This is a genomic window from Pseudoalteromonas sp. GB43 (assembly GCF_054923805.1).
On record NZ_JBPCHJ010000001.1, the window covers coordinates 1,563,042 to 1,581,796 of the forward strand.

Below are 18,755 nucleotides of genomic sequence, written 5' to 3' on the forward strand. Positions count from 1 at the left end.
ATCGCCTTGGCAATTAACTAAAATCTGGAATTCTGATATCAAGTAAATGTCTACTTTAGTAACTTAACTTCTGTTCGTTACGCTGTCATAAAACGCGTTTGGCGTTGTATGGTTAAGCCTCACGGGTAATTAGTACAGGTTAGCTTAATGGCTCACACCACTTCCACATCCTGCCTATCAACGTTGTAGTCTTCAACGGCCCTTCAGAGACTTTAAAAGTCTAGTGAGAACTCATCTCGAGGCCTGCTTCGCGCTTAGATGCTTTCAGCGCTTATCAGTTCCGAACGTAGCTACCGGGCAGTGCCATTGGCATGACAACCCGAACACCAGCGGTTCGTTCACTCCGGTCCTCTCGTACTAGGAGCAACCCCTCTCAATTCTCAAACGCCCACGGCAGATAGGGACCGAACTGTCTCACGACGTTCTAAACCCAGCTCGCGTACCACTTTAAATGGCGAACAGCCATACCCTTGGGACCGACTTCAGCCCCAGGATGTGATGAGCCGACATCGAGGTGCCAAACACCGCCGTCGATATGAACTCTTGGGCGGTATCAGCCTGTTATCCCCGGAGTACCTTTTATCCGTTGAGCGATGGCCCTTCCATTCAGAACCACCGGATCACTATGACCTACTTTCGTACCTGCTCGACGTGTCTGTCTCGCAGTTAAGCTGGCTTCTACCATTACACTAACCGTACGATGTCCGACCGTACTTAGCCAACCTTCGTGCTCCTCCGTTACTCTTTGGGAGGAGACCGCCCCAGTCAAACTACCCACCAGGCACTGTCCGTAATCCCGATAAGGGACCAACGTTAGAACATCAACACTACAAGGGTGGTATTTCAAGGACGGCTCCACAAAAACTAGCGTTTCTGCTTCAAAGCCTCCCACCTATCCTACACATGTAGGGTCAATGTTCAGTGCCAAGCTGTAGTAAAGGTTCACGGGGTCTTTCCGTCTAGCCGCGGGTACACAGCATCTTCACTGCGATTTCAATTTCACTGAGTCTCGGGTGGAGACAGCGTGGCCATGGTTACACCATTCGTGCAGGTCGGAACTTACCCGACAAGGAATTTCGCTACCTTAGGACCGTTATAGTTACGGCCGCCGTTTACCGGGGCTTCGATCAAGAGCTTCGTCCGAAAACTAACCCCATCAATTAACCTTCCGGCACCGGGCAGGTGTCACACCGTATACGTCATCTTGCGATTTTGCACAGTGCTGTGTTTTTAATAAACAGTCCCAGCCACCTGGTCACTGCGGCTCCCGTCCGCTTAGAGAGCAAGTCTCATCACAGATAGGAGCGTACCTTCTCCCGAAGTTACGGTACAATTTTGCCTAGTTCCTTCACCCGAGTTCTCTCAAGCGCCTTAGTATTCTCTACCTGACCACCTGTGTCGGTTTGGGGTACGATTCGGTATAATCTGAAGCTTAGAGGCTTTTCCTGGAAGTATGGCATCAACAACTTCACACCCTTGGGTGCTCGTCTCGTGTCTCAGTCTTAGCAACCCGGATTTTCCTAAGTCACCAACCTACTCACTTTCACATGGACAACCAACGCCATGCTTGTTTAGCCTGCTCCGTCCCCCCATCGCAATTATACCAAGTACGGGAATATTAACCCGTTTCCCATCGACTACGCCTTTCGGCCTCGCCTTAGGGGTCGACTTACCCTACCCTGATTAACATGGGATAGGAACCCTTGGTCTTCCGGCGTGCGGGTTTTTCACCCGCATTATCGTTACTCATGTCAGCATTCGCACTTCTGATACCTCCAGCAAACCTCCCGGTTCACCTTCAACGGCTTACAGAACGCTCCCCTACCACTTGAGCATACCCCGAAACTATCTCTACCACCGACTCACGTTCGGGGGCGCTTGAACGTTGGGCGCTTCGCGCTGTCAACGTTAATCAAAATAGCTTGGGTGGTATGCTCAAATCCGCAGCTTCGGTGCATAGTTTAGCCCCGTTACATCTTCCGCGCAGACCGACTCGACCAGTGAGCTATTACGCTTTCTTTAAAGGATGGCTGCTTCTAAGCCAACCTCCTGGCTGTCTGGGCCTTTCCACATCGTTTCCCACTTAACTATGACTTTGGGACCTTAGCTGGCGGTCTGGGTTGTTTCCCTCTTCACGACGGACGTTAGCACCCGCCGTGTGTCTCCCGGATAGTACTTTACGGTATTCGGAGTTTGCAAAGGGTTGGTAAGTCGGGATGACCCCCTAGCCTTAACAGTGCTCTACCCCCGTAAGTATTCGTCCGAGGCTCTACCTAAATAGATTTCGGGGAGAACCAGCTATCTCCCGGTTTGATTAGCCTTTCACTCCTAGCCACAGGTCATCCCCTAACTTTTCAACGTTAGTGGGTTCGGTCCTCCAGTTGATGTTACTCAACCTTCAACCTGCCCATGGCTAGATCACCGGGTTTCGGGTCTATACCTTGCAACTATACGCCCAGTTAAGACTCGGTTTCCCTACGGCTACCCTAATCGGTTAACCTCGCTACAAAATATAAGTCGCTGACCCATTATACAAAAGGTACGCAGTCACCCTCGAAGGGCTCCTACTGCTTGTACGTACACGGTTTCAGGTTCTATTTCACTCCCCTCACAGGGGTTCTTTTCGCCTTTCCCTCACGGTACTGGTTCACTATCGGTCAGTTGGGAGTATTTAGCCTTAGATGATGGTCCACCTATATTCAGTCAAAGTTTCACGTGCTCCGACCTACTCGATTTCACTTAAGATGCATTTTCGTGTACGGGACTATCACCCTGTATCGTCAAACTTTCCAGAATGTTCCACTAACACATAATAAGCTTAAGGGCTGGTCCGGTTTCGCTCGCCGCTACTTCCGGAATCTCGGTTGATTTCTGTTCCTGCGGGTACTTAGATGTTTCAGTTCTCCGCGTTCGCCTCTTACACCTATGTATTCAGTGTAAGATACCTGCAAGCAGGTGGGTTTCCCCATTCGGAAATCCTAGTCTCAAGCGCTTTTTACTAGCTTGACTAGGCTTATCGCAAGTTAATACGTCCTTCATCGCCTCCAACTGCCAAGGCATCCACCGTGTACGCTTAGTCACTTAACCATACAACCCAAACGGGTCTTTGTTAGTGACAGCTGTTAACTTCGCCAGAAGTTAATTCATCAAATAATGATGAGAATACTAAAGTAGATACCAATTAATCTTTCGATTAATGGCATATTTTTACTTTTGAAAACTCTTTATAGATACGAATATCTATAAGAATTTTAATATCAGCTTTCCAAATTTTTAAAGAGCATATTAATTAGTTAAACCAACGTGGTTTAGCTAACTAACAATCATCTGTGTGGACACTACGAACAAATAAGTTCTAAATCGTATAAGGAGGTGATCCAGCCCCAGGTTCCCCTAGGGCTACCTTGTTACGACTTCACCCCAGTCATGAATCACTCCGTGGTGAACGTCCTCCCGAAGGTTAGACTATCCACTTCTGGAGCAACCCACTCCCATGGTGTGACGGGCGGTGTGTACAAGGCCCGGGAACGTATTCACCGCATCATTCTGATATGCGATTACTAGCGATTCCGACTTCATGGAGTCGAGTTGCAGACTCCAATCCGGACTACGACGCACTTTAAGTGATTCGCTTACCCTCGCAGGTTCGCAGCACTCTGTATGCGCCATTGTAGCACGTGTGTAGCCCTACACGTAAGGGCCATGATGACTTGACGTCGTCCCCACCTTCCTCCGGTTTATCACCGGCAGTCTCCTTAGAGTTCCCGACCGAATCGCTGGCAACTAAGGATAGGGGTTGCGCTCGTTGCGGGACTTAACCCAACATCTCACAACACGAGCTGACGACAGCCATGCAGCACCTGTATCAGAGTTCCCGAAGGCACCAAACCATCTCTGGTAAGTTCTCTGTATGTCAAGTGTAGGTAAGGTTCTTCGCGTTGCATCGAATTAAACCACATGCTCCACCGCTTGTGCGGGCCCCCGTCAATTCATTTGAGTTTTAACCTTGCGGCCGTACTCCCCAGGCGGTCTACTTAATGCGTTAGCTTTGAAAAACAAGTCCGAAGACCCGAGCTTCTAGTAGACATCGTTTACGGCGTGGACTACCAGGGTATCTAATCCTGTTTGCTCCCCACGCTTTCGTACATGAGCGTCAGTGTTGACCCAGGTGGCTGCCTTCGCCATCGGTATTCCTTCAGATCTCTACGCATTTCACCGCTACACCTGAAATTCTACCACCCTCTATCACACTCTAGTTTGCCAGTTCGAAATGCAGTTCCCAGGTTGAGCCCGGGGCTTTCACATCTCGCTTAACAAACCGCCTGCGTACGCTTTACGCCCAGTAATTCCGATTAACGCTCGCACCCTCCGTATTACCGCGGCTGCTGGCACGGAGTTAGCCGGTGCTTCTTCTGTAAGTAACGTCACAGCTAAGTGCTATTAACACTTAACCTTTCCTCCTTACTGAAAGTGCTTTACAACCCGAAGGCCTTCTTCACACACGCGGCATGGCTGCATCAGGCTTGCGCCCATTGTGCAATATTCCCCACTGCTGCCTCCCGTAGGAGTCTGGGCCGTGTCTCAGTCCCAGTGTGACTGATCATCCTCTCAAACCAGCTAGGGATCGTCGCCTTGGTGAGCCATTACCTCACCAACTAGCTAATCCCACTTGGGCTAATCTTATGGCGTGAGGCCCGAAGGTCCCCCACTTTGGTCCGTAGACATCATGCGGTATTAGCAGTCGTTTCCAACTGTTGTCCCCCACCATAAGGCATATTCCCAAGCATTACTCACCCGTCCGCCGCTCGTCAGCAGAGTAGCAAGCTACTCTCTGTTACCGCTCGACTTGCATGTGTTAGGCCTGCCGCCAGCGTTCAATCTGAGCCATGATCAAACTCTTCAATTAAAAGTTTTTTGAAACCGAAGTTTCGTGCTCAATGAATTCTGTATAAATTGACTATATAGTCACTCATAAGAAATTGAGACTCTAAATTTGTTTGCTCCACTTAGTAAACTAAGCTTCGCTGTTAGAACTCAATCTGTACGAGTGCCCACACAGATGATTGCTTTATATTGTTAAAGAACGTTTGAGACACTTTTGCGTCCCAAGGGCTGTGCATTCTACGCAAGCCGTTATTTTTGTCAACACTTAATTTTGAGAAAAGTTTATTTTTTCAAAACTCAGTTTTACTTGACTCAACCAACTCGTCGTTTTGCTTTTTTGTAAGCAGTCCGCCGTGTCGGTGGATGCGCATTATAGGGAGATCCGAATTGAGATCAACTGTTTTTTGAAGTTTTCATGAAAAAAATGACTATTCGCGCAAAATACGAACGAAACGGGTAAAAATAGCACTAAATTACTCGTATTATGGCTATTTAGGCAGTGTTTTTTATAAATGAGCTTGTATTTAAGTTGTATAGAAGGTGATTTAACTATAAAAGAACGCGAATTGATCTTTATATGTGATCTTAATTGCTGGGTGCTAGGTGCTAGGTGCTAGGTGCTTCAAGATTGCATGGTAATGTTTGGGGTTGATAGAGCTGTTTTATTGATAGTGAATTTTTAGTAGTGAATTTTAGAAAGTAAAAAGCCGAGCATAAGCTCGGCTTTTTGGTGTCTTTACGACTTACTCTGCAGACTGCGCGTCTTCTTGAACTTCTTCGTTTGTCGCTGGGCGACCAACTAGTTCAATATAAGCCATTGGTGCATTATCACCAGCACGGAAGCCACACTTAAGAATACGAGTGTAACCACCAGGACGGTCTGTATTACGTGGACCGATTTCGCTGAATAATTTACCAACTACTTCATTATCACGCGTGCGAGCAAACGCTAAACGGCGGTTTGCTACACTGTCAGTCTTAGCCAGTGTGATTAAAGGTTCAATTACACGGCGCAACTCTTTAGCTTTAGGCAAAGTTGTTTTGATGATTTCATGTTTCACCAAAGAACCAGCCATGTTGCTGAACATCGCTTTGCGATGGCTGCTGTTACGGTTTAATTGACGACCACTCTTACGATGGCGCATGACCCTATCCTTCTAACTAAACTAATATAGTGATTTAGATTATTCAGCTAGGCTTGCAGGCGGCCAATTTTCTAGGCGCATACCTAGAGAAAGACCACGTGAAGCTAGCACGTCTTTAATTTCAGTTAGAGACTTCTTACCTAAGTTAGGCGTTTTAAGAAGCTCAACTTCAGTGCGCTGAACTAAATCACCGATATATTGAATTTGCTCGGCTTTCAAACAGTTTGCTGAACGTACTGTTAGCTCAAGATCATCAACTGGACGAAGCAGAATAGGATCGAATTCTGGCTTCTCTTCTTTCTCTTCTGGCTCAGTTACATCACGTAAATCTACGAATGCATCTAATTGCTCAGCTAAGATAGTAGACGCACGGCGGATCGCTTCTTCAGGATCTAGAGTGCCGTTTGTTTCCATATCAATGATTAACTTGTCTAAGTCTGTACGTTGCTCAACACGGGCTGATTCAACCGAGTACGCAATACGTTCAACTGGGCTGAATGATGCATCAAGCAGCAGACGACCAATTGGACGCTCATCGTCATCAGAGGATAAACGACTAGATGCCGGCACATAACCGCGACCGCGCTCAACACGAATACGCATGCTGATCTCGCTGCTATCTGTCGTAAGGTGACAGATAACGTGATCTGGGTTGGCGATAGTTACATCACCATCGTGCTGAATATCAGCCGCAGTCACAGGACCTACACCAGATTTAGTCAGGGTCAGAAAAACTTCATCTTTGCCTTCTAAAGTTACTGCTAGACCTTTAAGGTTTAACAGAATTTCAATGATGTCTTCTTGTACGCCCTCTTTCGCGCTGTACTCATGCAATACACCGTCGATTTCTACTTCAGTTACTGCACATCCAGGCATAGATGATAACAGTATACGGCGTAAGGCATTACCCAAAGTGTGACCAAAGCCACGCTCTAATGGTTCTAAAACTACTTTAGAACGCGTTGGGTTGATAGCGTCGATATCGACTAACCTTGGTTTTAGGAATTCGGTAACAGAACCCTGCATTTTATCCTCTCTTAACTCTTAACTTTACTTAGAGTAAAGTTCGACGATTAGTTGTTCGTTAATGTCCGCAGACAGATCTGAACGCTCAGGTAGGCGCTTGAAGCTACCTTCCATTTTCTTACCGTCAACTTCAACCCAAGTCGGCTTTTCACGTTGCTCAGCCAACTCTAGAGCAGCGATGATACGTGCTTGTGTTTTTGACTTCTCACGAATTACAACAGTATCTTCTGGAGTAATTACGTATGAAGGAATGTTCACAACACGACCATTAACTAAAATCGCTTTGTGGCTTACTAACTGACGTGCTTCAGCGCGTGTGCTAGCAAAACCCATGCGATATACAACATTGTCTAAACGTTGCTCTAAAAGCTGTAACAAGTTTTCACCTGTATTACCTTTAAGGCGAGCAGCTTCTTTGTAGTAGTTACGGAATTGCTTTTCTAATACACCGTAGATACGACGTACTTTTTGCTTTTCACGTAGCTGTAAACCGTAATCAGATAAGCGACCTTTACGAGCGCCGTGCTGACCAGGTGCAGTCTCAAGTTTACACTTAGAGTCGATAGCTCTTACGCCGCTCTTAAGGAACAGGTCAGTACCTTCACGACGACTCAGCTTGAGCTTAGGGCCCAAATATCTTGCCATGTTATTTCTCCTAACCTATTGTTAAACGCGACGTTTCTTCGGTGGACGACAACCATTATGAGGGATTGGCGTCACGTCAGTGATGTTGGTGATACGGTAACCAGCAGCATTCAAAGCACGTACAGCAGATTCACGACCTGGACCTGGACCTTTGATGAAAACTTCTAGATTTTTTAAACCGTATTCTTGAGCAGCAGTACCTGCACGCTCTGCAGCAACCTGAGCCGCGAATGGAGTAGATTTACGTGAACCACGGAAACCTGAACCACCTGCTGTTGCCCAAGATAGTGCATTACCTTGACGGTCGGTAATTGTTACAATAGTGTTGTTGAAAGAAGCATGAACGTGAGCCATACCATCAGCAACTTGCTTTTTAACCTTCTTACGACGAATTGGTGCTTTAGCCATAATCTACCCCACCTTATTTCTTGATAGGCTTGCGAGGACCCTTACGAGTACGCGCGTTAGTCTTAGTACGTTGACCACGTAGTGGTAACGAACGACGGTGACGTAGGCCACGGAAACAACCAAGGTCCATAAGGCGCTTGATATTTAATGTAACTTCACGACGAAGGTCACCTTCTACAGTGTACTTGCCAACTGCTTCACGCAATACGTCAAGTGTTTCGTCTGAAAGTTCACCGATTTTTGTGGTCTCGGCGATACCAGTCGCTGCTAAGATAGCCTTAGAGCGAGTCTTACCTATGCCATAAATAGCAGTTAAACCGATAACTGCGTGTTTATGATCAGGGACGTTAATGCCAGCGATACGGGCCACTAACACATCTCCTATATTTGAATTTGGTAATCATCTGTTTGAAAAGCCCGTAAGGATACTCAAACGAAGACCAAATCACAACTAAAAACACAGGCCGAGTAAATAACTCAGCCTGCACGACTGTTTAATTAGCCTTGCCTTTGCTTGTGCTTAGGCTCACTGCAAATTACGCGTACTACACCAGCACGTTTAATAACTTTACAGTTACGGCATATTTTCTTAACGGAAGCACGTACTTTCATTGCTCAACTCCGTAAAATGACCTTATCGACCGTAGCCTTTAAGGTTTGCTTTTTTCAGCACAGAATCATACTGATGTGACATCAGATGCGTCTGTACTTGTGCCATAAAGTCCATGATTACAACAACGATAATCAAAATTGATGTACCGCCGAAATAGAATGGCGTTTGCCATGCCATAGTCATGAATTCGGGCACCAGACAGATAAAGGTTATATACAAAGCACCTGCCAATGTCAGGCGTGTCATCACTTTATCAATGTATTTAGATGTCTGCTCACCTGGACGAATACCTGGGATAAATGCGCCAGATTTTTTCAGGTTATCTGCTGTTTCACGCGGGTTAAATACCAACGCGGTGTAGAAAAAGCAGAAGAAGATAATAGCCGCAGCTAAAACCATCGCATATAAAGGTTGACCTGGAGTCAACGTTGTAGCGATTGCTTGTAGCACATCAGCGACCGGACCTTCACCCTGGCCGAACCAGCTTGCAATTGTACCAGGGAACAGAATTATACTGCTAGCAAAGATTGGTGGAATAACACCCGCCATGTTTACTTTCAGTGGTAAGTGCGTGCTTTGAGCAGCAAATACCTGACGACCTTGTTGACGCTTTGCGTAGTTAACGACGATACGACGTTATCACGTTCAAAGAATACAACTAGGTAAGTAACAGCGAATACGATTACAGCAATCAATAACAGTACAAGTACATTCAGATCACCTTGGCGCGCCATTTCGGCTGTCGAACCAATAGCAGACGGCAGGTTAGCTACAATACCAACAAAAATCAGAACTGAGATACCGTTACCGATACCACGCTCTGTAATTTGTTCGCCCAACCACATTAGGAACATAGTACCAGTTACTAAACTCACTACAGCAGTGAAGTAGAAACCGATACCTGGGTTAACAACTAACCCGTCCATCATGCCCGGTAAGCTAGTAGCAATACCGATTGATTGGATTGTAGCAAGCACAAGCGTGCCGTAGCGTGTGTACTGGCTAATTTTCTTACGCCCTTGCTCACCTTCTTTCTTAAGCTCTATAAACGGCGGATACATATGCGTTAATAGTTGCGTAATAATCGAAGCCGAGATGTACGGCATAATACCCAGTGCTAACACTGAAGCGCGCTCAAGCGCACCACCGCTGAACATGTTAAACATTTCAACAATGGTGCCCTTTTGTTGCTCGAAGAAATCGGCAAGTACAGCGGCGTCAATCCCAGGGATCGGCACGAATGAACCTAGACGGTAAATAATGATAGCACCTAATACAAATAGTAATCGACGCTTCAATTCCGAAAGCCCACTTTGTGCACTTTTCATATCTTGACCTGGTTTAGCCATTAGTACTTCCTTAGTCTTCTACCTTGCCTCCGGCAGCTTCGATAGCTTCGCGAGCACCTTTAGTCACTTTAAGACCTTTAACGGTAACTGCGCGTGAAACTTCGCCAGATTTAACTACTTTAACGAACTGGATGTTCTTTTTAACTAGACCAGCTGCTTGTAACGCGTTTACGTCTACTACATCGCCTTCAACTTTAGCGATTTCAAAAAGGTTAACTTCAGTAGATACTAATGATTTACGTGAAGTGAAACCAAATTTAGGTAGACGACGTTGCATAGGCATTTGACCGCCTTCGAAACCAACGCGTACTTTACCGCCAGAACGTGATTTTTGGCCTTTATGACCACGGTACACCAGTCTTACCAAGACCAGAACCAATACCACGACCTAGACGTTTCTTTTCAGTTTTTGCACCAGCAGCAGGTGAAAGTGTATTCAAATGCATCGAATTAACCCTCAACCTTTACCATGTAAGAAACTTGGTTAATCATACCACGCACACATGCTGTGTCTTCTAACTCAACAGTGTGATTGATACGACGTAGACCAAGACCGCGTAATGTAGCTTTATGCTTCGGTAAACGACCGATAGAGCTCTTTACTTGTGTTACTTTTACAGTTTTATTAGCCATGGTTTACCCCGTGATTTCGTCAACGCTAAGACCACGTTTAGCAGCGATTGACTCTGGAGAGTTCATGTTCTCTAGAGCAGCAATCGTTGCACGAACGATGTTGATCGGGTTAGTTGAACCGTATGCTTTTGACAATACGTTCTGTACACCAGTTACTTCTAGTACTGCACGCATCGCACCACCGGCGATGATACCTGTACCTTCAGAAGCAGGCTGCATGTATACTTTAGAACCCGCGTGGCGACCCTTGATTGGGTGCTGTAGCGTGTTACCGTTAAGGTCTACACTGATCATGTTGCGACGTGCTTTTTCCATTGCTTTTTGAATAGCAGCTGGAACTTCACGTGCTTTACCATAACCAAAACCTACTTTACCTGCGCCGTCACCAACTACTGTTAGTGCAGTGAAGCTAAAGATACGACCACCTTTAACCACTTTAGACACACGGTTTACCGCGATTAGCTTTTCAGCCAAATCAGGCTGTTGTTGCTTTGCTTCTACGTTAGCCATTGTCTACTCCTAGAATTGCAGACCGGCTTCACGCGCTGCATCAGCAAGCGCCTTCACACGGCCGTGATATTTAAAGCCACTGCGATCAAAAGCAATCTTTTCGATGCCTTTGTCAGCTGCACGTTCAGCAACCGCTTTACCAACTGCTTGAGCAGCTGCAACGTTACCTGTGCCTTTAACTGTTTCGCTAATTGCTTTTTCAACAGTAGAAGCAGCAGCCAGTACAGTACCCTCAGCAGTAACTACTTGAGCGTAAATGTGACGTGGCGTGCGGTGGATAACAAGACGCGTTGTGCCTTGTTCAATGTAATTTCTACGAGTGCGCTTAGCACGACGTAGACGAGCTGTTTTTTTATCCATCGTCTTACCTTACTTCTTCTTAGCCTCTTTACGGCGTACATTCTCGTCCGCGTAACGAACACCTTTACCTTTATAAGGCTCAGGTTTACGGTATGCACGGATGTTAGCAGCTGTTTGACCAACTAACTGCTTGTCTACGCCCTTAACTAGAACTTCTGTTTGGCTTGGTGTTTCAATCGTAATACCTTCTGGTACTTCGAAATTCACTGGGTGTGAGAAACCAAGAGTTAAGTCTAATACTTTGCCCTTAGCTGCTGCACGGTAACCAACACCTACTAACTGAAGTTTCTTCTCGTAACCTTCATGCGTACCAACAACCATGTTGTTGATTAGAGCGCGAGCAGTACCTGCTTGTGCCCATGCATTAGCTACGCCTTCACGAGGTAAAGTTGTAATAACGTTGTCGTTAACTTGTACTTCAACAGCGTCGTTGATTGTACGAGTTAATTCACCGTTTTTGCCTTTAACTGTGATGTCCTGGCCTTTTAATGTAACTTCTACACCGGCAGGAACATTGATTGGTGCCTTTGCTATGCGAGACATAGTTCCCCTCCGATTAAGCTACAAAGCCAATGATCTCACCACCAACGCCGGCACTACGTGCTGCGCGGTCTGTCATTAGGCCTTTAGAAGTTGATACGATAGCGATACCAAGACCACCCATTACCTTTGGTAATTCGTCACGTTTCTTATAGATACGTAGACCAGGGCGGCTAACACGCTGGATGTTTTCAATAACAGCTTTGCCTTCGAAATATTTCAAATCGATAGAAAGCTCAGGCTTCGCTTCACCGCTTACAGCGTAATCTGCGATATAACCTTCATCTTTTAATACTTTAGCTACTGCTACTTTCAGTTTTGAAGTTGGCATCGTTACTGATACTTTCTTCGCAGACTGACCGTTACGGATACGTGTAAACAAATCCGCAATAGGATCTTGCAAGCTCATAGTCTTACTCCCGTGATACTATTACCAGCTAGCCTTTTTAAGGCCAGGAATTTCACCGCGCATAGCTGCTTCGCGAACTTTAATACGGCTCATGCCGAATTTGCGAAGGTAACCATGTGGGCGGCCCGTAACGTTACAACGATTACGTTGACGTGAAGAGCTAGAATCACGTGGTAAAGCTTGTAGCTTTAATACCGCGTCCCAACGATCATCGTCAGATGTATTAACATCACTGATGATAGCTTTTAGTGCCGCACGCTTTTCAGCGAACTGAGCAACTAATTTCGCACGCTTTGCTTCGCGCGCTTTCATAGAATTCTTTGCCATAACCCTACCCTTATTTCTTGAATGGGAAGTTAAACGCTTCTAACAACGCACGGCCTTCATCATCTGTTTTCGCAGAAGTAGTGATTGTGATATCTAAACCGCGAACACGGTCTACTTTATCATAATCGATTTCTGGGAAGATGATTTGCTCACGTACGCCCATGCTGTAGTTACCACGTCCATCAAAAGACTTAGCACTTACACCACGGAAGTCACGGATACGTGGGATAGCGATTGAAACCAAACGCTCAAAAAAGTCCCACATACGCTCGCCACGTAGGGTTACTTTACAACCAATTGGGTAACCTTCACGCACTTTGAAGCCAGCAACTGATTTGCGTGCTTTAGTGATTAGAGGTTTCTGACCAGAGATTGCTTCTAGATCCGCAACAGCGTTATCTAGGATCTTCTTGTCAGCTAGAGCTTCGCCCACACCCATGTTTAATGTGATTCTTTTCGATCTGAGGGACTTGCATGACAGAGCTGAAACCAAACTTCTCTTGAAGCTCAGCAACTACTTTGTCTTTATATACTTCATGCAGTTTCGCCATCATTCTACTCCAACTATTAGATAGTTTTACCAGTAGATTTAAAGATACGTAATTTCTTACCATCTTCAATCTTGAAACCTACACGATCTGCTTTACCCGTTTCCGAGTTGTAGATCGCAACGTTTGATACGTCGATAGACGCTTCTTTCTCAACAATACCGCCAGCTTGGTTCAACTGAGGAACAGGCTTTTGGTGCTTCTTGATTAAGTTGATGCCTTCGACAAATACTCGACCAGATTCAGCAACAACTGAAAGCACTTTACCGCGCTTACCTTTGTCTTTGCCTGCTAGTACGATTACTTCGTCATCACGACGGATTTTTGCTGCCATGATAGACTCCTTATAGTACTTCTGGTGCTAGTGAAACGATTTTCATGAACTTTTCAGTACGAAGTTCACGAGTCACAGGGCCGAAGATACGAGTACCAATTGGCTGTAAGTTATCGTTTAAGATAACAGCCGCATTGCTATCGAAACGGATCAAAGAACCGTCCGGACGACGAACGCCTTTTTTAGTACGCACAACTACCGCGTTTTTAACATCACCTTTCTTCACTTTACCGCGAGGAATAGCTTCTTTTACAGAAACTTTGATGATATCGCCAACCGCTGCATAGCGACGGTGCGAACCGCCAAGGACTTTAATACACTGCACTTTGCGAGCGCCGCTGTTATCAGCAACGTCCAGCTGAGTTTGCATTTGGATCATGTTAATGACCTCCGGTGTAGAAATTACAACGCGCCTTAATTTTGTTTAAAATCAAGACATTTCGGTTAAATTCCACTCAAAAAACAAGCAAGTTGTCTCTTAAGGGCGGGCAATTGTAGCAGCAATGGCAAGGAAGTGGTAGGTTATTTTTTAATTAATTTGGAATTAATCGCAATGCTTGCATTGAGGAATTACAGCAGCTTGCTGGTTTGTTATTGATTATAAAACAAACAGGACGCAAATGCGCCCTGTTTTTGACTTTAATTAAATTTTTATTAATTACCAAATAGACCTTTTAATTTGTCTTTGATTTTATCTTTAGCTTTTTCTTTGACTTCTTCTTTAGCCGCATCACTGACATCTAGGCTATAACCAACATCATGGAATGGACCTTTGATACGCAGTGGAATTTTAAAGCCGGTACTGTCATCGGTCGTGCCTTGCCCTTCGATTGAATCAACAATCCCCGTTACCAAGCGATAGTCTACATTCGTCATAGGTAAATCAACTTTACCTGAGCCTGTAATGCGAATTAGCGGGCTAAGTAGGGATAGGTCTTTATTTTCACCAACACCGTTAGTGAATACAAAACTGCCCTGCAATGCCGAGAAGTCTGTTTGCTGTGAGTTATCAAAGCCTGTATCTAAACCTTCTGATACTGCACTCAAGTTACCTTTGATAAGCTCTTTTGCTTTACGAACCATCTCTGCAATGTTATCCCTTTTACCGCACCATCAGCAAACTCAAAGCCTAACTTACCATTTAAAGCATTGATAAAGCTCTTTTGGCTTTGACCTGTGGTCGTTAGATCCCAGTTTAGAGACCCTTTACCCATTAACTTATCGAAACCAGCCGCATCAGTTAGTAATGGCTGTGCATCGATTTTATCTAAAGAAAAGTTAGTACTAATTTTATAAGGTGTTTGCTTGGCGTTAACGGTGATGACACCTTTACCATTGCCTTCATAAGCAACAAACTTATCTAGACTGATTTTTGCCACGGCATTTTTTAGGTTCACCGTTAACTGGTTTTCACCAAGGGTAATATCATTTGCTTGTAAGCCGCTTGAACGCACGACTACATTTGCATCAAGTGCATTTAAGCCGCTCATATCAATTGCAGTATCATCCCAAACAATTGGTTGTGCTGGCGCATCTGCTGCAGGCTCTGCTTGCTCTTCTTTAGCTACGCCCTCTGGTAGGTAAGGGTTTAAATCAAGCATGCCCAAATCAATATCGGCATTCACAGCTAAACGTTCACCAAGCTTAATATCGCTTTTACCTTTAATTTGCAGCTCATCGAGGGTGGCAAGTAGCTCAGTAAGCTTAAACTGCTGTCCTTTTAGGTGCATTGAACCCTTTACATTAAAGGCATTAAACGCATTTTCTTTTGCATTAAGCTCAACACCTTGCCAACTCGCAATATTTTTTACTGAGTCACCACTGACAGAAAGAAGCCCTTGCACGTCATTACCCATTTCTGCAATTGCACCTTTAAAATTTAAATCGACTAAGCGTGAATCAACCTCAGTGCTGACATTAAAGGTTTCGCCTTCAATCGCTTTAACAGGTGTATCTAGCGTCACATCTAAATCAAAGCGCTCACCCATATAGGTAATACCGCCTTTTAACTCTAAGGTCTTACGAAGAGAAGGTAATAAGATTGCTAATTCTAAATCGCTTATCTGTTGCTTTGCCCCGGTTTTACCATCTAGATAAGTGAAAGTACCACCGTAGATTGCTACTTCACCAAGTTCGATATCAAAGTTATCTGGTAAGTTAACAGCGCCAGAACTCTTTTGCTGCTCTGTCTGTGGTTGCTCAGCAACCGCATCAAATAATTGCCAGTTTGCTTTACCATTTTTATCGGTTTCTAACAAAATTGTTGGTTCGTTAATAACGAATTTATCGAGCTTAAACTCACCGCCAAATAACGACATCCACGGGATACGGATAGCAAGTTGCTGCATGCTTGCCATATCTTTTTGCGAGCCAGTTTGCATATTGGCAAAGTGCACATCATTCAATTCGAGTTTTAATGATGGAAATACCGACAGCTTTTTATCGCCATTAATAGTCAGACTACGACCTGTGGTTTGTTCTACTTGCTCCGATACTTTATTAAATATCGCGTCTGTAGGTATGAGAAATGGTGCAGCGACTACCAATGCAATCAGTAATACGAAGATGACACCAACAATTTTCAGTAAGGTTTTCATAATCATCCTTAAAAATGGGCAAACAATGTTCATATCATAGCGGTAGTTAGGCGCAAATGCATTGCCCAACACACAAAAAGGTTTGTAAACAAGCTTAGGTACAAGAATATGAATCAGCGCTGAAACTTTTTGATACCTGTAGGTTACAAAAAGATCTTGACCGTATGATACCCTAGGGTTACATTGATACCTGTAGGTTACATTTGAGTTTAAAATAAAAGGAAACGATTATGTCTAAGCAAGATATCAAAACGGAAGAAAAGTTTATGAGTCATAACGCATGGTTTTCAATATTCATGGGAGTCACGTTATTAATTATTAGTGTTTACCCAATGCTCAAGCAAACATCAGTATTTTTACTGTTTATTGGTGTTGCCGCATTTTTAGGATCTTTCTTTATGTTTGTGATTAGAGGGGGATTTACATGGAAACTCGGTTATCGCCTTACTTATAAGGATGAATTTTTAAATACGATTGATACCATCGCTTATAAACATGTTGTGCTTGGATTGCTTTTTAGCATGGGGGCTATTTTTTTATTGTCTGATGAACTTGCTTTAAATGTATCTCATAGCATGATGGCCACATTTTACCTTGCCTTGATGTGTTTGATATATGGCGTATCAATTCTTTGGCAAAGTAGAGACTAGGTATAAAAGTGCAAAATAATATCGCTAAATTCCGCAAAGAAAAGGGGTTATCGCAGCAAGAACTTGCCGATGCCATTACAGTATCACGTAAAACCATTAGCACAGTTGAAACATATCGCTTTATACCCTCGGTGATTATCGCGTTAAAAATTGCCGCTCACTTTGAACTCAGTGTTGAGCAATTATTTACACTCGATGACCATGATTAATTAACCACGCCAGTCGCAATCTTACTTATAAATTATCAGTAAGATTGCATCATTTCATTACTTCGGTATGATGCACGACCCTGTTGTTTTTGCACCCTGTGTACTAAAATTAAACAACCCAATTTGGTCAAAACTGGAGTATCGATTAAGCATGAAGAAACTGCTTATTTCACCGTCAAAAATGGCGCTTGGCGAGCAAGAAAGTCAAATTTATCAAAATATCCTCAAGCAAGCCTCTGATATCAGCTTAAACCTAATGGCAGTTAAAGTAGAAAACCACCCTGAAGACTTTTTAGGTTGGTGCTATGAGCTATTAAGTGCAAGCCGCGATCGCATTAACTACGATCTGTTAGAAGATAAGCAATTACCCACTCTTAAAAAACTTCATGACTTATTAATTTCTGCAATCAGTTTTTTGCAGTTAAAAACATTAAGGGTTGCGCCATGGCCTGTTATTGCAGGCTTCATCGAGCAGCATAAAGAGCTTTTAGCCCTTGATGAGCAACTACGCTTAGCTAATTACATTGCTGCAATTAAATCGCAATCCCTAAAAGAGATGATCCCAGAAGACCGTTTAGCGTTTTCAGGTAAACACAGTGCCTCGCTTGATCCAAGCAGCTATAACTTCGACGTTGAGTGGTTTGCTTCTACCAAGAACGCGAAAGGTTTCCACCAAATGTTGAGTGATTTACCTGGTGCGTTCGATGAGGCGCTTGTACACATTCCAGCTGAGGGTGAAGTAACGCAAGAACATTATCAGCATTTTATGGTTGCTTACTTCATGGCATTTAATGGCAGCGATGAAAAGCCAACGCTTGCTCCTGCTACTCGCTTGCTTGCGATGCGCCGACCTGACGTGTTTACACCAATCGTAAATAGTAAACTTGATGCCCTTTGTGCGGCATTAGGCATTACTAAGCTTAATAACCGTGATTTTGAGCGCTACTGGCAAGATGTTGTCGAAGCAATACATAGCATGCCTTGGTTCAAAATGACCAGTGCAGCAAATGAGCTTGAACAATCTCTGGTTGAAATCAAAGCCCTATTGCCTAGCTTCTTTTATTATGCAGATAAAAGTACCGCTGATAACTCTAACTATATTAAGTTGTTAAACAAACCTAAGAGTACCACGAGCTCAGCAGGTAAAAAGACCGTACGCCGTGGCAAAGAATCAGCAGAGATACTGGTGGACCGAGCATTAGCAAGTGATGATATCCCTGAACATATCAAAGCTAAGCGCGATTCAATCATCAGTGAAGTTGAAAAAGGCCGCAGTGTTGAAGAAACCATTAGTCTAATGCGTGCAATTTTCGGCTAAGTTACTCTCAAATAAGCAAAACCCGGTTGCTTCGCAATTGTGCAACCGGGTTATTTTTTGCACCACACATGTGCGCATGAACAATTCAAATAACTATCCTTTTCACAATTAAACAAGTTTAAAAGCCTGTTTTTAAAGCCTTTAAGCATAAAATATCCCGTTAGAAATTAACTTGGCACAACCAGTGCAATATCGTATCCAGACAACACATAGAAAATGTCCTCAAATAATAACCAGACTGCAATCTGAA

General features: G+C 44.3%; 17 protein-coding genes, 2 rRNA genes and 4 pseudogenes. 3 read left to right on the forward strand and 20 right to left on the reverse strand.

The genetic code is table 11. From position 1 onward, the window contains the following. Positions 1-108: 108 nt before the first annotated feature. The 20 genes and pseudogenes from ACRWSG_RS07460 to ACRWSG_RS07555 form a co-directional block, all read right to left on the reverse strand. Positions 109-3,087: ribosomal RNA gene (locus ACRWSG_RS07460) — 23S ribosomal RNA — on the reverse strand. A gap of 278 nt (positions 3,088-3,365) precedes the next feature. After that, positions 3,366-4,906, reverse strand: a 16S ribosomal RNA gene (locus ACRWSG_RS07465). Together the 16S and 23S rRNA genes form the textbook arrangement of a ribosomal RNA operon. 721 nt (positions 4,907-5,627) lie before the next feature. Continuing rightward, positions 5,628-6,029 (reverse strand): 50S ribosomal protein L17, encoded by a 402-nt coding sequence (gene rplQ / locus ACRWSG_RS07470; protein ID WP_004589197.1) that lies wholly within the window; start codon positions 6,027-6,029, stop codon positions 5,628-5,630. 39 nt (positions 6,030-6,068) lie between these two features. Beyond that, the gene (locus ACRWSG_RS07475) at positions 6,069-7,055 is read right to left on the reverse strand and encodes a DNA-directed RNA polymerase subunit alpha (RefSeq protein ID WP_004589198.1); all 987 of its coding nucleotides are present in this window, start codon (positions 7,053-7,055) and stop codon (positions 6,069-6,071) included. 24 nt (positions 7,056-7,079) lie between these two features. Then, a complete protein-coding gene (rpsD, locus tag ACRWSG_RS07480) occupies positions 7,080-7,700 on the reverse strand; it encodes a 30S ribosomal protein S4 (RefSeq protein ID WP_036974007.1) in 621 nt (206 codons plus the stop codon). A gap of 21 nt (positions 7,701-7,721) precedes the next feature. Next, positions 7,722-8,108: a 30S ribosomal protein S11 gene (gene rpsK / locus ACRWSG_RS07485; RefSeq protein WP_036974009.1), complete on the reverse strand. Its 387-nt coding sequence runs from the start codon at positions 8,106-8,108 to the stop codon at positions 7,722-7,724. Positions 8,109-8,121: 13 nt separating this feature from the next. After that, on the reverse strand, positions 8,122-8,478 hold the full coding sequence (rpsM, locus tag ACRWSG_RS07490; RefSeq protein WP_036974011.1) for a 30S ribosomal protein S13: 357 nt from the start codon (positions 8,476-8,478) through the stop codon (positions 8,122-8,124). Positions 8,479-8,606: 128 nt separating this feature from the next. Beyond that, positions 8,607-8,720: a 50S ribosomal protein L36 gene (gene rpmJ, locus ACRWSG_RS07495; RefSeq protein ID WP_002959476.1), complete on the reverse strand. Its 114-nt coding sequence runs from the start codon at positions 8,718-8,720 to the stop codon at positions 8,607-8,609. Between the two features lie 22 nt (positions 8,721-8,742). Next, positions 8,743-10,070, reverse strand: a pseudogene (gene secY / locus ACRWSG_RS07500) (preprotein translocase subunit SecY). Positions 10,071-10,080: 10 nt separating this feature from the next. Then, a pseudogene (gene rplO / locus ACRWSG_RS07505) lies at positions 10,081-10,516 on the reverse strand (50S ribosomal protein L15). Between the two features lie 4 nt (positions 10,517-10,520). Beyond that, the gene (gene rpmD, locus ACRWSG_RS07510) at positions 10,521-10,703 is read right to left on the reverse strand and encodes a 50S ribosomal protein L30 (RefSeq protein WP_016710201.1); all 183 of its coding nucleotides are present in this window, start codon (positions 10,701-10,703) and stop codon (positions 10,521-10,523) included. 3 nt (positions 10,704-10,706) lie between these two features. Continuing rightward, positions 10,707-11,213, reverse strand: coding sequence for a 30S ribosomal protein S5 (gene rpsE, locus ACRWSG_RS07515; RefSeq protein WP_036974018.1), 507 nt, complete (start codon positions 11,211-11,213; stop codon positions 10,707-10,709). Positions 11,214-11,222: 9 nt separating this feature from the next. After that, positions 11,223-11,573, reverse strand: coding sequence for a 50S ribosomal protein L18 (gene rplR / locus ACRWSG_RS07520; protein WP_036974021.1), 351 nt, complete (start codon positions 11,571-11,573; stop codon positions 11,223-11,225). A gap of 9 nt (positions 11,574-11,582) precedes the next feature. Beyond that, positions 11,583-12,116, reverse strand: a complete 534-nt coding sequence (gene rplF, locus ACRWSG_RS07525; RefSeq protein ID WP_054554387.1) for a 50S ribosomal protein L6 — start codon at positions 12,114-12,116, stop codon at positions 11,583-11,585. A 13-nt stretch (positions 12,117-12,129) separates the two neighbouring features. Then, on the reverse strand, positions 12,130-12,522 hold the full coding sequence (gene rpsH, locus ACRWSG_RS07530) for a 30S ribosomal protein S8 (RefSeq protein WP_054554388.1): 393 nt from the start codon (positions 12,520-12,522) through the stop codon (positions 12,130-12,132). 21 nt (positions 12,523-12,543) lie between these two features. Next, positions 12,544-12,849, reverse strand: coding sequence for a 30S ribosomal protein S14 (gene rpsN / locus ACRWSG_RS07535; RefSeq protein WP_054554389.1), 306 nt, complete (start codon positions 12,847-12,849; stop codon positions 12,544-12,546). A gap of 10 nt (positions 12,850-12,859) precedes the next feature. Further along, positions 12,860-13,400: pseudogene (gene rplE / locus ACRWSG_RS07540) on the reverse strand (50S ribosomal protein L5). Positions 13,401-13,416: 16 nt separating this feature from the next. After that, entirely contained in the window at positions 13,417-13,731 is a 315-nt protein-coding gene (gene rplX, locus ACRWSG_RS07545; RefSeq protein ID WP_054554391.1) for a 50S ribosomal protein L24, read from the reverse strand. Between the two features lie 10 nt (positions 13,732-13,741). Continuing rightward, a complete protein-coding gene (rplN, locus tag ACRWSG_RS07550; RefSeq protein ID WP_010378257.1) occupies positions 13,742-14,110 on the reverse strand; it encodes a 50S ribosomal protein L14 in 369 nt (122 codons plus the stop codon). Positions 14,111-14,385: 275 nt separating this feature from the next. Beyond that, positions 14,386-16,328, reverse strand: a pseudogene (locus ACRWSG_RS07555) (AsmA family protein). Between the two features lie 230 nt (positions 16,329-16,558). On the opposite strand from ACRWSG_RS07555, the gene ACRWSG_RS07560 reads away from it, so the two are divergent. The 3 genes from ACRWSG_RS07560 (at position 16,559) to ACRWSG_RS07570 (ending at position 18,505) form a co-directional block, all read left to right on the forward strand. Continuing rightward, positions 16,559-16,978, forward strand: a complete 420-nt coding sequence (locus ACRWSG_RS07560; protein WP_054554393.1) for a hypothetical protein — start codon at positions 16,559-16,561, stop codon at positions 16,976-16,978. 8 nt (positions 16,979-16,986) lie between these two features. Beyond that, positions 16,987-17,187, forward strand: a complete 201-nt coding sequence (locus tag ACRWSG_RS07565; protein ID WP_462165993.1) for a helix-turn-helix transcriptional regulator — start codon at positions 16,987-16,989, stop codon at positions 17,185-17,187. A gap of 151 nt (positions 17,188-17,338) precedes the next feature. Then, positions 17,339-18,505, forward strand: coding sequence for a hypothetical protein (locus ACRWSG_RS07570; protein WP_199528396.1), 1,167 nt, complete (start codon positions 17,339-17,341; stop codon positions 18,503-18,505). Positions 18,506-18,755 lie beyond the last annotated feature (250 nt).

What these genes read in the sequence shown, in the direction of transcription:
- rplQ (WP_004589197.1), bottom strand. Translation starts at nt 6,029, where the DNA reads ATGCGCCATCGTAAGAGTGGTCGTCAATTAAACCGTAACAGCAGCCAT.
- rpsE (WP_036974018.1), bottom strand. Translation starts at nt 11,213, where the DNA reads ATGGCTAACGTAGAAGCAAAGCAACAACAGCCTGATTTGGCTGAAAAG.
- rplN (WP_010378257.1), bottom strand. Translation starts at nt 14,110, where the DNA reads ATGATCCAAATGCAAACTCAGCTGGACGTTGCTGATAACAGCGGCGCT.
- rpsH (WP_054554388.1), bottom strand. Translation starts at nt 12,522, where the DNA reads ATGAGCTTGCAAGATCCTATTGCGGATTTGTTTACACGTATCCGTAAC.
- rpsK (WP_036974009.1), bottom strand. Translation starts at nt 8,108, where the DNA reads ATGGCTAAAGCACCAATTCGTCGTAAGAAGGTTAAAAAGCAAGTTGCT.
- rpmD (WP_016710201.1), bottom strand. Translation starts at nt 10,703, where the DNA reads ATGGCTAATAAAACTGTAAAAGTAACACAAGTAAAGAGCTCTATCGGT.
- rpsD (WP_036974007.1), bottom strand. Translation starts at nt 7,700, where the DNA reads ATGGCAAGATATTTGGGCCCTAAGCTCAAGCTGAGTCGTCGTGAAGGT.
- rpsN (WP_054554389.1), bottom strand. Translation starts at nt 12,849, where the DNA reads ATGGCAAAGAATTCTATGAAAGCGCGCGAAGCAAAGCGTGCGAAATTA.
- ACRWSG_RS07560 (WP_054554393.1), top strand. Translation starts at nt 16,559, where the DNA reads ATGTCTAAGCAAGATATCAAAACGGAAGAAAAGTTTATGAGTCATAAC.
- rplR (WP_036974021.1), bottom strand. Translation starts at nt 11,573, where the DNA reads ATGGATAAAAAAACAGCTCGTCTACGTCGTGCTAAGCGCACTCGTAGA.
- ACRWSG_RS07570 (WP_199528396.1), top strand. Translation starts at nt 17,339, where the DNA reads ATGAAGAAACTGCTTATTTCACCGTCAAAAATGGCGCTTGGCGAGCAA.
- rpmJ (WP_002959476.1), bottom strand. Translation starts at nt 8,720, where the DNA reads ATGAAAGTACGTGCTTCCGTTAAGAAAATATGCCGTAACTGTAAAGTT.
- ACRWSG_RS07475 (WP_004589198.1), bottom strand. Translation starts at nt 7,055, where the DNA reads ATGCAGGGTTCTGTTACCGAATTCCTAAAACCAAGGTTAGTCGATATC.
- rplF (WP_054554387.1), bottom strand. Translation starts at nt 12,116, where the DNA reads ATGTCTCGCATAGCAAAGGCACCAATCAATGTTCCTGCCGGTGTAGAA.
- rplX (WP_054554391.1), bottom strand. Translation starts at nt 13,731, where the DNA reads ATGGCAGCAAAAATCCGTCGTGATGACGAAGTAATCGTACTAGCAGGC.